Below are 13,349 nucleotides of genomic sequence, written 5' to 3' on the forward strand. Positions count from 1 at the left end.
TCCCGCGATCCCTCAGTGCGTGCCTTCGTAGAGTTCTTCACCTTCGCCGAGCGTATCCCGGTCGAGGTACTTATCCTGGCTCTCCGGCCCCTCCACGAATTCGAGGTAGGAGCGCCAGAAGAAGGCCACCGCGTGCACGAAGACCAGCGCGATGAAGGCCAGGATGAGGATCTTGAACAGGAAGTAGGCGTCGAACCCGTCGGGGCTGAAGCCGATGGTTTCCACGTTCCACTTCACGATCATCGCCTTCTTGAGCATCAGGTCCAGCTTGTCGGAGGCCGAGACCTTGGGCGTGATCAGGTGCCGCCAGAGGAAGTACCAGGAGTACATCCAGGCCACGACCGCAAAGGGGATCATGAAGAACAGCGATCCGAACATGTCGATCAGCTTCTTCACGCGGTGGCTGACGCCGGCGTAGATCAGGTCGACCCGGACGTGGCTGCCCTGCACGAAGGCGTAGGAGACGCAGAGCGCGACGACGATGGCGTTCCAGAGCTTCAGCCCCTCGGCATACCAGGTGACCGAATAGGTCATGCCGATGCCGAGCGGGGCGAGCGTGATCTCTCCGAGGCGGAAGATCGACTGGAGGAAGATGATGATGATCTGCTGGCCGACCATGATGAGGCCCGCCCATGCGGCGGTGCGTCCGACGAAGTTGGCAAAGCCCTCGAGCCCGCGCACCATGCGCCACATCACGGGGCGGAAGATCATGCCGATGACCGTGAGGACCAGGACGATGTCGATCACCGCGAAGAAGAACTGCACCGACCCGCCGTAGTAGACGACGCGCAGCAGTGCTTCCTTGTCGGACCAGTCAAGCCAGAGCGACGGGTTCGTGACCGCAAAGAAGATATTGTAGAAGCCGAGGCCGATCTGCGTGGCCACCCAGGCCAGTCCGTCCAGCATGTTTCATCCCCCCGAACGAAAGATGCGCGCGGATACCGCGCGCATCGGTTGTTATCAAGCCATGTCCTGGCTCAGGCGCCGGTGACCCGTGCGCGCTGACGGGTGTAGGCACCGTCCGACACGGAGACCCAGCCTGCAGTCGCCGCCATGGAGCTGTCCACGGAGTTGCGGATCTTGGCGAAGATCTCGTCGCCCATGAAGCCGTCGAGCACCTTCTTGGACGCCGAACCGAAGGCATCCCACACGTCGTCGGAGAATTCGTGCACCTGGGTGCCGCCGTCCTTCAGACGCTTGAGAGCCGGGCCGTTGTTGGCGATGAACACCGCGTAGTTGTGCTGGTGCGCGTCGGCCGCGGCCTTTTCGATGATCTTCTGATGCTCGGGCGTGAGGTTGTTGAAGACCTCGAGGTTGCAGCCGACGGAAAGGGCCGCGCCCGGCTCGTGGAAGCCGGCGGGGTAGTAGTGGTCGCAGACCTCCTGCAGGCCGAGCTTCTCGTCCGACCAGGGGCCGATCCATTCGGTGCCGTCCAGAGCGCCGGTGGACAGCGCCTGGTAGATTTCGCCGCCCGGAATGTTCTGCACCGAGGCGCCGAGTTCGGCGAGCGCCTGGCCGCCGAGGCCCGGCATGCGGAACTTGAGGCCCTTGAAGTCGTCGGCGGAGTTGATTTCCTTGCGGTACCAGCCGCCACCCTGCGCCGCGGTCTGTCCGGCGATGAACGGCTTGATGCCGAAGACTTCGCCCAGTTCGTGGTGCAGCGCCATGCCGTCCTGCGCATAGTACCACACCATGATTTCCGGTGCGGTCATGCCGAAGGGAACGGCGGTGAAGAAGGCCCATGCGGGATGCTGGCCGACCCAGTAGTAGTCCGCGCCGTGGTACATGTCCGCCTGACCCGAGGTCGCCGCGTCGAAGCTTTCCAGCGCACCGACGAGTTCGCCCGCACCCTTTGCGTCAATGACCAGCGAACCGCCGGACATTTCGCTCACGTTGTTGCTGAACCGCTCGACCGAGTCCCAGACACCGGCAAGGCCGCGCGGCCAGGTGGTGACCATGGTCAAGGTGGTGGTGCCCTGCGCGACGGCCGGGGCTGCCAGGGACGTGGCCGCAACGGCGGAACCGCCCAGTGCGGACGTCTTCAGAAAAGAGCGACGATCCATTTGTTTCCTCCCAACAGATCAATCTTGCCGGACCGGAATTCCCAAGCAGCCCGGCGATTTGAGTGTGCCACAACCTACATACAGCGGACGAGAGCGCAAACATTTTCTTTGACGGTTCCGTATGGTTCCCTGCAATCTCGGCGGCCTGACGCAACTGCGCCTTTGCATTGTTGACCCTGCGCCCGGCGGCGCCCGATTTCCTTTACGCTTCGGTAACTTGCCCAACCTGAGGGACAGTCGGCCCGGTGCGGGCTCCGGCCCCCTCAGGACGACGGGTGAGTCGGCCTCTCACCCGTCCGGACGGTCAATCCATTTCCATAACGGAAAGAATTCGGACCCGCCTCGCAACTTTCGGAAAGATTTCCACCGCTCCGCGACATTTTATCTGCGGAATAGCGGTTGACCTCGGGGACGGGACTGCCTAATGCTCCGTTAGCAATTCGAAAGGGCCCTTGGGCATGACCACGCTAGTCGTCATCGTAGGAGAAAGGCGCATGGGCCGGTAGAACCGGAACCTGTTCAGGACCCCATGCGCCCCCGGAAAACCGCCGGGGGCTTTTTTGTTGTCGAATGGCCGGGCAAGGCCGCAAAACGGAGAAAGACGATGGCACGTCAGATGACTGGTGCGAGAATGGTGGTGCAGGCTCTGAAGGATCAGGGTGTCGACACCGTATTCGGCTATCCGGGCGGGGCGGTGCTGCCGATCTATGACGAAATCTTCCAGCAGAACGACATCCAGCACATTCTGGTGCGCCACGAACAGGGCGCGGTTCACGCGGCCGAAGGCTATGCCCGGTCGACCGGCAAGCCGGGCGTGGTGCTCGTCACCTCGGGCCCCGGCGCGACCAATGCTGTGACGGGGCTGGCGGACGCGCTGCTCGACTCCATCCCGATCGTGGTGCTGACCGGGCAGGTTCCGACCTTCCTCATCGGCACCGACGGCTTCCAGGAGGCGGACACGGTCGGCATCACCCGCCCCTGCACCAAGCACAACTGGCTGGTGAAGGAAACCGACAGGCTGCCCGGCATTCTGCACGAGGCCTTCCACGTCGCCACCGCCGGCCGCCCCGGCCCGGTGCTGGTCGACATCCCCAAGGACGTGCAGTTCGCCACCGGCACCTACACCGCTCCGGTCAAGGGCGGGTCGAAGCGGTATCAGCCGCAGGTCAAGGGCGACATGACCGAGATCAACGAACTGGTGGAGGCGCTGGAGTCCGCCAAGAAGCCTATCTTCTACACGGGCGGCGGGGTGATCAACTCCGGCGGCGCGGCCTCGCAGCTGCTGCGGGAACTGGTTGAAGCGACCGGGGCTCCGATCACCTCCACCCTCATGGGGCTGGGCGCCTATCCGGGCACGGGCAAGAACTGGCTCGGCATGCTCGGGATGCACGGGCTTTACGAGGCGAACATGGCGATGCACGACTGCGACCTGCTGATCGCCGTCGGCGCGCGGTTCGACGACCGGATCACCGGGCGCACGGACGCCTTCAGCCCGCATTCGGTCAAGGCGCATATCGACATCGACCCGTCGTCCATCAACAAGGTGATCCGCGTCGACATCCCGATCGTCGGGGACGTGGCGCATGTGCTCGAGGACATGCTCAAGGTCTGGAAGTCGCGCGGGCGCAAGATGAACCGCGAGGCGCTGACGAAATGGTGGGCGCAGATCGACAAGTGGCGCGCGGTGGACTGCCTGCAATTCCGCAACTCCGACAAGATCATCAAGCCGCAGCATGCGCTGCAGCGGTTGGAGGCACTGACAAAGGACCGCGACCGCTACATCACGACCGAGGTCGGGCAGCACCAGATGTGGGCCGCGCAGTACCTGACATTCGACGAGCCGAAGCGCTGGATGACCTCTGGCGGGCTCGGCACCATGGGATACGGTTTCCCGGCCTCCATCGGCGTGCAGATGGCGCATCGCGACGCGCTCGTCATCAACGTGGCCGGAGAGGCGTCGTGGATGATGAACATGCAGGAACTCGGCACCGCGATGCAGTTCCGCCTGCCCGTCAAGCAGTTCATCCTGAACAACGAACGCCTTGGCATGGTGCGTCAGTGGCAGCAGCTTCTGCATGGGGAGCGGTATTCGTCGTCGTGGTCGGAATCCCTGCCCGATTTCGTCAAGCTGGCAGAGGCGTTCGGGGCCAAGGGGATCCAGTGTTCGGATCCCGCCGACCTCGACGACGCAATCATGGAGATGGTGAACCACGACGGTCCGGTGGTCTTCGACTGCCTTGTCGAGAAGCACGAAAACTGCTTCCCGATGATCCCGTCGGGCGAACCGCACAACAAGATGCTTCTTGGCGATGCCGCTGCAACGGATGCCATTCAGGGGGCCGGCGCGGCGCTGGTTTGAACGGGGCCGAACGGCGGGCCGAAGCCCGCCCTACCCCGCCACGCCGGACCGACGCAGGCCGGGCTTCAGCCCGGCACCGCTAGAAAATCAAGGAACCAACCCGATGAACGCACTTCAGATCAAAAAAGGCTCCACCAAGCATTCGGCCTACAACCTGCGTCCGACCTTTTCCGATGTGGAAGAGGCGCATACCCTTGCGGTACTGGTCGACAACGAAGCGGGTGTCCTGGCCCGCGTCATCGGGCTTTTCTCGGGGCGCGGCTACAATATCGACAGCCTCACGGTGGCCGAGGTCGACCACACCGGGCATTTGTCCCGCATCACCATCGTCACGCGCGGCACGCCGCAGGTGATCGAACAGATCAAGGCGCAGCTTGGCCGCATCGTGCCGGTGCACCGGGTGCATGACCTGACCGTGGAAGGCCCGGCAGTGGAACGGGAACTGGCGCTGCTGAAGGTCGCGGGCGCGGGCGACAAGCGGGTCGAGGCGCTGCGGCTGGCGGATATCTTCCGCGCCAGCGTGGTGGACAGCACGCTCGACAGCTTTGTCTTCGAGATCACCGGCGCGCCGGAAAAAATTGACGCCTTCGCCGATCTCATGCGCCCTCTCGGGCTGATCGAAATGGCGCGGACCGGGGTTGCGGCCCTGTCGCGCGGGTCTGATGCCTATCGCCAGGGCGGCTGACGTGTCGTCATCCGCCGGTGGCCGACAGGGCTCCGGAGTGGTGTTCGCTGGTGCTCTTCGGCGTCGTCTGAGGCTGCCGGAACGGTAGTACCCTGTTACCGTGCGTACAGGCATTCGGCATGGTCGTTGCGCAGGCCCCGGTCAGAGCCGCGACCAGGTTCGGATAAAGCTCCGGAGCCACGACGCTGGCATTCCGCGCCCGCCGCACCGTACTATCCCATTGAATTTCAAAGCGGACCAGATCGCCCGGTTCCGGCAGCCCCTGTGCGTCACTCTCGCCGCCCGTTTCATCCAGAAACGCGAGGTCGCCGTGATCCTCACACCATATGACCGCTTTCAAAACCTCGCGGCTGCTCCACAGTACGACACCGAACATCATGGTCTCCGTACGCAAATCCGTTCTGTTAACAGTCTGTGGAAAGAACCAGAGTCCGCATATTCCCAATCCTGTACCGGGTTCCAGCAATTTGTGGCGTGCATTCTCCGGAATGTCGCTATAGAGTTGCAAATATGACGCTATTTAACGTCTAACTAGTGAAATTTTGTCTCTGTATAGCGTCAGACAGGAAGGTAAAACAGAATAAGCGGAGCCCCGGAACTTGCCCCGATCTGCCAAGAACGTGAGTCAGGCACCAACTGACCCGGCTGGAATTCGAAACATCTTTGGCGCGAACCTGCGCCAGCTCAGTTCAGATTTTCCTTCGATTGCGGGACTTTGCCGCGACCTCGGGATCAACCGGACGCAGTTCAACCGTTACCTGTCGGGGGAAAGCTTTCCCCGGCCCGACGTGCTGCACCGGATCTGTGCCTTCTTCGGAAAGGACGCGCGGATCCTGCTGGAGCCTGTCGACTCCGTACCCGACGGCAATGCGGAACTGCTGAACCACCCCGCCATCCGGGACTTCATCGGCGCCAATTCGACCAAGGTGCCCGAGGAGATCGTGCCCTCCGGCCTCTACCGCTTCTCGCGCCGCTCCTTCGTCGACGACACGATGGCTGTGCTTGGCATGCTGCTGGTCTTCCGCGAGGACGGCTACACCTTCCTGCGCGGCTACGAGGCGAAGGATGCGATGGAACAGCAGGGCCTGCCGACCGATGGCCCGTCACGCGAATTCCGCGGGATTTTCCTGCTGCAGGAAGAAGGCGTCGCCAATATCGCGGCGCGGCGGGGGTCGATCACCTGCTCCTACCAGTTCCTGTCGCGCTTCCCCGCGATGGATGGACACTTCCTCGAAGGCTATTCGGCGCGGTCGGTGCGCGAAACCATACGCAGCCGCAGGGTAGAGCGGACGGTGTACGAACATATCGGGCACAACCGCCAGTCCATCCGCTGGACCGCACGCGAAGGCGGGCTGATCCCGGCGGAGAAACTGCCGCGCTTCCATCAGCGCCTGCTGCGCATGGACGAAGCGTTCCGGTAAAGCCGGACGGGCGGGCCGGACGGTCCGCCCTCAGCCGCGTGCAGCGCAGAACCGGGCGATGCGGCGCATGCCTTCCGCGATGTCATCCGGAGCACCGGCATAGGACAGGCGCCAGCTGCGCCCGCCCCGCGTGGCGTCGAAATCATAGCCGGGGGTGACCGCGACCCCCTCCTCCCGCATCAGCGCCTCGGCCAGGTCGAGACTGTCGGCGCCGAGGTGCGAAATATCCGCGTAGATATAGAAACCGCCATCGGGGGGCGCGTAGCGGGTGATGCCCGCGGCCTCCAGACCCGCGATCATCGTCCGGCGGTTGCCGGCATAGGTGGCATGGTTCGCGGCCAGTTCCTCCGTCGCCCCGAGCGCGCCGATGGCGGCGATCTGGCTGACGTGCGGGGCGCAGATGAACATGTGCTGGACCAGCTTTTCCACCGCGGCGACCCGGTCCGGCGGCACGACCATCCAGCCGATGCGCCAGCCGGTCATGGAGAAATACTTGGAGAAGGAGTTGATGACAAAAGCCTCGTCCCCGATCTCCAGCGCCGAGACGCCGCGCGCGCCGTAGTGCAGCCCGTGGTAGATTTCGTCCGAGATGAAGGCGGTGCCGCTGTCGCGTGCCGCCGCCATCAGGCTCTCCATCCGGGGCCGGTCCAGCATGGTTCCGGCGGGGTTGGAGGGCGAGGCGACCAGCACCCCGTCCAGCCCCGCCCCGGCGATCTGGTCCGCGCGTGGCTGATAGCCGTCCTGCAGTTCGGTGTCGATCAGGACCGGCTCCAGCCCCTGCGACTTCAGGATCTGGCGGTAGGCCGGGTAGCCGGGATTGGCGATGCCGACCTTCGCGCCCAGATCGAACAGGGCGGTGAAGGCCAGGATGAACCCGCCCGAGGACCCCGGCGTCACCACCACCCGCCCCGGATCGAGGTCGATGCCGTACCAGTCGCGATAAAGCCCGGCGATCCGCTCCCGCAGCTCCGGCAGGCCTAGCGAAACGGTGTAGCCAAGCGCATCGCTGTCCAGCATGTCGCGGACGCGGGCGCGGGCACTGGCGGGGGCGGGCGTCGCGGGCTGGCCGATCTCCATGTGGATGATGCTGCGGCCCTCGGCCTCCAGGTCTTCGGCCATCTTCAGGATGGACATCACAATGAAGGGATCGACATCCCCGCGCCTTGAAACCAGTGTCTGCATATCCGACAACCTATCCACCCTGCCCCGCCAGCACAACGTGAGGTCCCACATCCGCCCCGTCCTGCTGATCCTCGCGCTCGTTTTTGCGACGTTTCCGCGCAATCTGCCCGCCGCATCCCTGATCCGGGACGCGGACATTGAACATGCGCTCGGCGAATTGGCCAGCCCCATCCTGCGGGCGGCCGGGCTCAGCACCTCGCGGGTCGGCGTCTATGTCGTCAACGACAACAACATGAACGCCTTCGTCCTGGACCCGACGGCGATCTACATCCATTCCGGCATGATCCTTCGGCTGACCTCCGCCGCCGAACTGCAGTCCGTCATCGCGCACGAGGCCGCGCATATTGCCAACGGGCATCTGGTGCGCCGCGCGACCAATATGCAGGCGACGAAGAACGTGATGATGCTGGGCATGGCGCTGTCGGCGGTTGCCGGCGTCGCCTCCGGGCGCGGGGACGTGGCCAGCGGGGTGGCGATCGGCATGACCTCTTCCGCGCAGCGGGTGTTCTTCGGGCATACGCGGGCCGAGGAAAGCGCCGCCGACCAGTCTGGCGTGCGCTTCATGGCCGTCGCCGGCGTGGACCCGCAGGGTGCCGTCAAGGTCATGGAGCTGTTCGCCGGGCAGGAGGCGTTGCCCGCGTCGCGCCAGGACGTCTACGCGCAGTCGCATCCCCTGTCGCGCGACCGGCTGCGTCAGCTGAAGGTGCTGGCGACGAAGTATTCCAAGGGACCGCGCCCCGATCCGCAGGCGGACTACTGGTTCGACCGCGCCAAGGGCAAGCTGTCAGCCTTCATCCGCAATCCCAAGTGGACCTTCCAGCGTCTGAACGACAGCCCGGCCCCGGACGTGCGTGCCATGCGCGAGGCGGTGGCCCATCACCGGCAGAACCAGACGAAGAAGGCACTGGCCGCGATGGACCGCGCCCGCGCCGCGCGGCCCGGCGATCCCTATTACGAGGAATTGCGGGGCCAGATCCTGCTGGAGTCGCGCAATTGGGGGGCCGCCGCCAATGCCTATGCCGCCGCGATGAAAGGCGATCCGCGCAATCCACTGATCCAGGCCGGGTACGGGCACGCCCTGCTGGCGCTTGGCGGGGCGGACCGGACCCGGCAGGCGATCCCCTATCTCGAACGCGCGGTGGCGTCCGACTGGCGCAACAGCATGGCACTGCGCGATCTCGGAACGGCCTATGCCAAGTCCGGCAACCCCGGCATGGGCGCGCTGGTCACGGCGGATGCGCATGCGATGAACGGGCGCACGAAAGAGGCGCGGATCCTCGCCAAGCGCGCCGCAGACCTGCTGCCGAACGGGTCCGCCGGTTGGCAACGCGCGCAGGATGTGCTGAATGCCGTGGAAGACGCCGAATGACCCCGAGACCGACACCCGTCCCCTGCCCCGGAGGCCCCAGATGACCCGACTTGTCCCCCTTGCCCTGATGGGCCTGCTGGCCGCACCGGCGCAGGCGCTTGACCTGACCGCGATGAGCGAGGCCGAACGCAAGGCCTTCCGCGAGGAGGTCCGCGCCTACCTGCTCGACAATCCGGAGGTCATCATGGAAGCGGTCGCCGTGCTGGAGGAACGCAAGGCCGCCGCGCAGGAAACCGACGACCTGAGCCTCGTGCGGGCGCATGCGGAGGCGATCTTCAACGACGGCTTCTCCTGGGTCGGCGGCAACCCCGAAGGCGACGTGACGGTGGTGGAATTCCTCGACTACCGCTGCGGCTACTGCCGCAAGGCATTTCAGGAGGTCAAGGAACTGGTCGAGGCGGATGGCAACATCCGCTTCGTGGTCAAGGAATTCCCCATCCTCGGCCAGGAGTCGCTCGACTCCTCGCGCTTTGCCATCGCGACGCGGCAGGCGGCCGGGGACGAGGCCTATGCGCTGATCCACGATGCGCTGATGGACTATCGCGGGGCCACCGACGAAGCGGCGCTGTCGCGTCTGGCCGAGGGGCTGGGCATCGATCCGGCTCCGGTCGTGGCCCGGCTGGAGGACCCCTCCGTGGACGAGGAGATTCGGCAGACCCGCGCGCTGGCGCAGGCGCTGCAGATCAACGGCACGCCGACCTTCGTCTTCGATGAGCAGATGATCCGGGGCTATGTGCCGCTCGACGCGATGACCGAAATCGTGTCGGAGCAGCGGGACGGGTGATCCGCGCCGCTCTCCCGGCGCTGCTGCTTGCCGGACCTGTCGCGGCGGCCGGGCTGGACCTGAGCGAGGACCAGCGCGCGGCCTTCGGGAAGGAGGTCCGCGCGGCGCTGCTGGCCGATCCGGACCCGGTTGCGCGCGCCCTCGAGATCGATGCGCCGGACCTCTACGCCGAGGAGGCACAGCAGGACCTGGACCGGATCGACGACCTTGCGGCGCTGTTTGCGCCGACGCCGCGCGGCATCGGGTCGGACACGCCGCGCCTGACCATCGTCTTCTTCGAAACCTATCCCTGCGCGGCCTGCGGTACGGCCTGGGCAGAGCTGGAGGCGCTTGTCGCCCGCCATCCCGACCTCCGCGTCGAACCGCGCTTTGCCGAAAGCTCCGGGGCGGCTCGATTGCTGCTTTCCCTCCTCGATCATCAGGGTGCCGGGGCCTATCACGCGGCGCGGGCAGAGATGCTGGCGGCCGGGGATGCCGAAGGGTTGCGGGCGCTGCTGGAGACGCGGGGATGGGTTCAGGACCGCATGCTGCGCCCTGCTCCGCAGGCAGAGGCCGGGGCGTTCCGGCGGCTGGAATTCACGGAAACGCCCGCCTACGTCTTCCCGCGCATGATGCTGCAGGGCGCGATGCCGGGGGTTGTACTGGAGAAATACGTGACGGATTAGGCGGTTGGCGGAGGGATGACGGCGCTCGGTAGTCCGATCCTCCGCCGGGTCACAGTTGGGATTGATCCGTGGGTCTCCCTGCGCGCTGTCATCCTCGGGTCAAGTCCGAGGATGACCGTGTGAGGGGTGGCGGGTTGAAAACCCGCCCTACGAAAGACGACGACGTCCGGACCGGCAACATCCCTGACCATCCCTGCGCAACAGGCCCCCTCCCCGCAGGGGAGAGGGTCAGGGTGAGGGGGCCGCGCCGGCCCCGGTACAAGTCCCCTACTCCGCCGCTTCTTTCGCCCCCTGCGCCTCGATCTCCGCGGCCCGTTTTTCGACCTGCTCGACGATGTGGTCGATCATCCGGTCATTGCCCAGCTTGTGGCTCTGCTGTCCCGCCAGGTAGACCATGCCGGACCCGGCCCCGCCGCCGGTGAAGCCGACGTCGGTCATCAGGGCCTCTCCGGGGCCGTTGACGACGCAGCCGATGATCGACAGGGACATCGGCGTCTTGATGTGCTCCAGCCGCTTTTCCAGCGTCTCGACCGTCTTGATGACGTCGAACCCCTGCCTCGCGCATGAAGGGCAGGAGATGATGTTGACCCCCCGGTGACGCAGGCCCAGAGACTTCAGCATCTCGAACCCGACTTTCACTTCCTCAACAGGATCCGCGGAAAGTGACACTCTGAGCGTGTCTCCGATACCCATCCACAACAAATTGCCCATGCCGATGGCCGACTTGATGGTGCCGGACATGAGCCCCCCGGCCTCCGTTATCCCAAGGTGGATCGGGGCGTCCGTTGCCTCGGCCAGCTGCTGGTAGGCGGCGGCGGCCATGAAGACGTCCGAAGCCTTCACGGAGATCTTGAACTCGTGAAAATCGTGATCCTGAAGGATGCGGATGTGGTCCAGCCCGGATTCCACCATCGCGTCGGGACACGGCTCGCCGTACTTCTCCAGCAGGTGCTTCTCCAGCGATCCGGCGTTCACGCCGATCCGGATCGAACAGCCATGGTCCTTCGCGGCCTGCACGACCTCCGCCACCCGCTTCGCGTCGCCGATATTGCCCGGGTTGATGCGCAGGCAGGCAGCGCCGGCCTCTGCGGCCTCGATCGCACGCTTGTAGTGGAAATGGATGTCCGCAACGACCGGCACCGGGCTTTCGCGCACGATCTCCTTCAGCGCCCGGGTCGCCGCCTGATCGGGGGTGGAGACGCGCACGATATCCGCCCCCGCATCCGCCGCCCGCTGAATCTGTGCCACCGTCGCCGCGACGTCCGACGTATCGGTGTTGGTCATCGTCTGGACGGAAATCGGGGCGCCGCCGCCGACCGGCACGCTGCCGACCATGATCCGGCGGCTTTGGCGGCGGTCGATGTTGCGCCAGGGGCGGACGGGATTGTGCGACATGGGGACCTCTGCGGCATTCGCTCGGGCGCAGGCATACTATGGCAAACGGCCCGGAGCAATGCGTCGGGCCGGTCGGGCCGCATCACGGGCCCGCGATCAGTCGCCAGGGATCAGTCGGAAGGGCCGTCCAGCAGTTTCGCCTTGGCGAGCATCACCTCTTCGGCCACCGGATCGGCGGTCAGGTCGGCGACCGCGTAGGCATCCTTCATCGCCGTGCTGTCGAGCGCGATGTTGCGGATCGTCTGGGTGCCGGGGCCAAGCGGGCCACGGAGCTGTCCTTCGACCGAAACATAAAGCGACCCGGACATGCCGGCGCGCAGCAGCGGCGGCTCTTCGGTCAGCGGAACCTGGTATTCCTCACCCGCGTCGAGGATCTTTTCGAAGACGACAGTGCCGTCCGCGGCGCTGACACGAACCCAGGCGGGGCGCACGGCAACGAGCGTGACTCCGGGACCGACGTTTTCGGTGACCCGCGGGGTGGTCTGGGTGGCATCCTCTGCCGCAAGTCCCGCAAGTGCGGCGGCAACGGCACGGTCCTCGGCGGTTCCGGCCAGGGTGACCTCACCCTCGGAGCGTTCCGCGATGGTGCCGACCTCGGACGGGTTCAGCGTGGAAATCGGCGCGTCGCGCGCAACCAGAACCGGGATGTCCAGCGCCTCGGGACGGTACAGACGGTCGAGCCCTTCGCTTGCCCGCGCGGAGGTCGAGACGCGCTCGGGCGACTCGGGCAGCGTGCCACCGGGCACGGCCTGGATCGGATCAAGATCGCTCAGCACGTCGGGGGCCTGTTCGACGGGTGCGAACTGGACGCGCTGCACCTCGGTCAGGATGGACCAGCCGCCGTAGCCAAGTACGCCGATCAGGGCGACCAGCACCGCGACGGAACCAAGGGCACCGGGTTCGATCCGCGCGAAAATGCTCTCCCGTTCCGGCAGGAAGGGGGTGGCGGAGGCCAGCGGATCGCCGGATTTCTTCGCCTGTACCGGGGCCGCAACGCGCGGCTTGCGCACGCCGGAGGCCGCTTCGGACATGCCGTGCGCGGTGGCAAAGCCGCTTTCGGCGCAGAACTGCGCGAAGGCGCGGTCCGGGTCGATGTTCAGGTAACGCGCGTAGGAGCGGACGTAGCCGGCAATGAATCCGGGCGTTTCGAATGCGTCGGGATCGCAGTTTTCGATCGCGGAAATATAGGAGGCCTTGATGCGGAGTTCGCGCTGCACGTCGAGCAGCGACTTGCCCATGGTAGCGCGTTCGCCGCGCATCATGTCGCCAAGTCTCAGCTCGTAATCGTCAAATCCCTTCGGCTGGTCCTCTTCCAGACCCAGCTTGGGTTTTGCCTTGCGCCGTATCATGCAGCTGCCCCGTCCGCGAGTGTGCCGACTCGATTTCACCCCGATTCGAGTCCGGCTCTTTGTTTACAAGAGCCTAA

At 65.4% G+C, this 13,349-nt stretch carries 12 protein-coding genes; 6 read left to right on the forward strand and 6 right to left on the reverse strand.

All coding sequences use genetic code 11. The features are described 5' to 3' along the window. Positions 1-12: 12 nt before the first annotated feature. Positions 13-906 carry a TRAP transporter small permease subunit gene (locus IEV87_RS06975; RefSeq protein WP_188476929.1) on the reverse strand — a complete coding sequence of 298 codons (894 nt, stop codon included), beginning with the start codon at positions 904-906 and terminating at the stop codon, positions 13-15. 71 nt (positions 907-977) lie between these two features. Continuing rightward, entirely contained in the window at positions 978-2,063 is a 1,086-nt protein-coding gene (locus tag IEV87_RS06980; RefSeq protein WP_188476930.1) for a TRAP transporter substrate-binding protein, read from the reverse strand. 604 nt (positions 2,064-2,667) lie between these two features. On the opposite strand from IEV87_RS06980, the gene IEV87_RS06985 reads away from it, so the two are divergent. Together IEV87_RS06985 and ilvN are read left to right on the forward strand one after the other, a co-directional pair. Next, positions 2,668-4,422, forward strand: a complete 1,755-nt coding sequence (locus IEV87_RS06985) for an acetolactate synthase 3 large subunit (protein ID WP_188476931.1) — start codon at positions 2,668-2,670, stop codon at positions 4,420-4,422. 103 nt (positions 4,423-4,525) lie between these two features. After that, positions 4,526-5,107 carry an acetolactate synthase small subunit gene (ilvN, locus tag IEV87_RS06990; protein WP_188476932.1) on the forward strand — a complete coding sequence of 194 codons (582 nt, stop codon included), beginning with the start codon at positions 4,526-4,528 and terminating at the stop codon, positions 5,105-5,107. 7 nt (positions 5,108-5,114) lie between these two features. Here ilvN and IEV87_RS06995 read toward each other — a convergent pair whose 3' ends face one another. Then, the gene (locus IEV87_RS06995) at positions 5,115-5,483 is read right to left on the reverse strand and encodes a hypothetical protein (RefSeq protein ID WP_188476933.1); all 369 of its coding nucleotides are present in this window, start codon (positions 5,481-5,483) and stop codon (positions 5,115-5,117) included. A 223-nt stretch (positions 5,484-5,706) separates the two neighbouring features. Here IEV87_RS06995 and IEV87_RS07000 point away from each other — a divergent pair, with 223 nt between their 5' ends. Continuing rightward, entirely contained in the window at positions 5,707-6,528 is an 822-nt protein-coding gene (locus IEV87_RS07000; RefSeq protein WP_229737458.1) for a helix-turn-helix domain-containing protein, read from the forward strand. A gap of 30 nt (positions 6,529-6,558) precedes the next feature. On the opposite strand, the gene IEV87_RS07005 is transcribed toward IEV87_RS07000, so the two are convergent. Beyond that, positions 6,559-7,710, reverse strand: coding sequence for a pyridoxal phosphate-dependent aminotransferase (locus IEV87_RS07005; protein WP_188476934.1), 1,152 nt, complete (start codon positions 7,708-7,710; stop codon positions 6,559-6,561). Between IEV87_RS07005 and IEV87_RS07010 the strand changes: the two genes are divergently transcribed. From IEV87_RS07010 to IEV87_RS07020, 3 genes are read left to right on the forward strand one after another with little or no spacing between them, the layout of a single operon-like run. Further along, complete coding sequence (locus tag IEV87_RS07010; RefSeq protein WP_188476935.1) at positions 7,667-9,079, forward strand: M48 family metalloprotease; 1,413 nt, start codon at positions 7,667-7,669, stop codon at positions 9,077-9,079. The two genes, IEV87_RS07005 and IEV87_RS07010, sit on opposite strands and share 44 nt — an antisense overlap. 40 nt (positions 9,080-9,119) lie before the next feature. Then, complete coding sequence (locus IEV87_RS07015) at positions 9,120-9,863, forward strand: DsbA family protein (RefSeq protein ID WP_229737459.1); 744 nt, start codon at positions 9,120-9,122, stop codon at positions 9,861-9,863. Continuing rightward, a complete protein-coding gene (locus IEV87_RS07020) occupies positions 9,860-10,528 on the forward strand; it encodes a hypothetical protein (RefSeq protein WP_188476937.1) in 669 nt (222 codons plus the stop codon). Before IEV87_RS07015 ends, IEV87_RS07020 begins: the two co-directional genes overlap by 4 nt. Before the next feature lie 267 nt (positions 10,529-10,795). Here the strand turns inward: IEV87_RS07020 and ispG are convergent, their stop codons facing one another. Both ispG and IEV87_RS07030 read right to left on the reverse strand, forming a co-directional pair. Further along, positions 10,796-11,923 carry a flavodoxin-dependent (E)-4-hydroxy-3-methylbut-2-enyl-diphosphate synthase gene (ispG, locus tag IEV87_RS07025; RefSeq protein ID WP_188476938.1) on the reverse strand — a complete coding sequence of 376 codons (1,128 nt, stop codon included), beginning with the start codon at positions 11,921-11,923 and terminating at the stop codon, positions 10,796-10,798. 110 nt (positions 11,924-12,033) lie between these two features. Continuing rightward, complete coding sequence (locus tag IEV87_RS07030; protein WP_188476939.1) at positions 12,034-13,272, reverse strand: helix-turn-helix domain-containing protein; 1,239 nt, start codon at positions 13,270-13,272, stop codon at positions 12,034-12,036. Positions 13,273-13,349 lie beyond the last annotated feature (77 nt).

The organism is Primorskyibacter flagellatus (assembly GCF_014638275.1).
In the GTDB taxonomy this organism is placed as follows: domain Bacteria; phylum Pseudomonadota; class Alphaproteobacteria; order Rhodobacterales; family Rhodobacteraceae; genus Pseudooceanicola; species Pseudooceanicola flagellatus_A.

Excerpts from the sequence above, each read along its gene's own strand:
- IEV87_RS06975 (WP_188476929.1), bottom strand. The coding sequence starts at position 906 with ATGCTGGACGGACTGGCCTGGGTGGCCACGCAGATCGGCCTCGGCTTC.
- IEV87_RS06980 (WP_188476930.1), bottom strand. The coding sequence starts at position 2,063 with ATGGATCGTCGCTCTTTTCTGAAGACGTCCGCACTGGGCGGTTCCGCC.
- IEV87_RS06985 (WP_188476931.1), top strand. The coding sequence starts at position 2,668 with ATGGCACGTCAGATGACTGGTGCGAGAATGGTGGTGCAGGCTCTGAAG.
- ilvN (WP_188476932.1), top strand. The coding sequence starts at position 4,526 with ATGAACGCACTTCAGATCAAAAAAGGCTCCACCAAGCATTCGGCCTAC.
- IEV87_RS06995 (WP_188476933.1), bottom strand. The coding sequence starts at position 5,483 with ATGTTCGGTGTCGTACTGTGGAGCAGCCGCGAGGTTTTGAAAGCGGTC.
- IEV87_RS07010 (WP_188476935.1), top strand. The coding sequence starts at position 7,667 with ATGAAGGGATCGACATCCCCGCGCCTTGAAACCAGTGTCTGCATATCC.
- IEV87_RS07005 (WP_188476934.1), bottom strand. The coding sequence starts at position 7,710 with ATGCAGACACTGGTTTCAAGGCGCGGGGATGTCGATCCCTTCATTGTG.
- IEV87_RS07015 (WP_229737459.1), top strand. The coding sequence starts at position 9,120 with ATGACCCGACTTGTCCCCCTTGCCCTGATGGGCCTGCTGGCCGCACCG.
- ispG (WP_188476938.1), bottom strand. The coding sequence starts at position 11,923 with ATGTCGCACAATCCCGTCCGCCCCTGGCGCAACATCGACCGCCGCCAA.
- IEV87_RS07030 (WP_188476939.1), bottom strand. The coding sequence starts at position 13,272 with ATGATACGGCGCAAGGCAAAACCCAAGCTGGGTCTGGAAGAGGACCAG.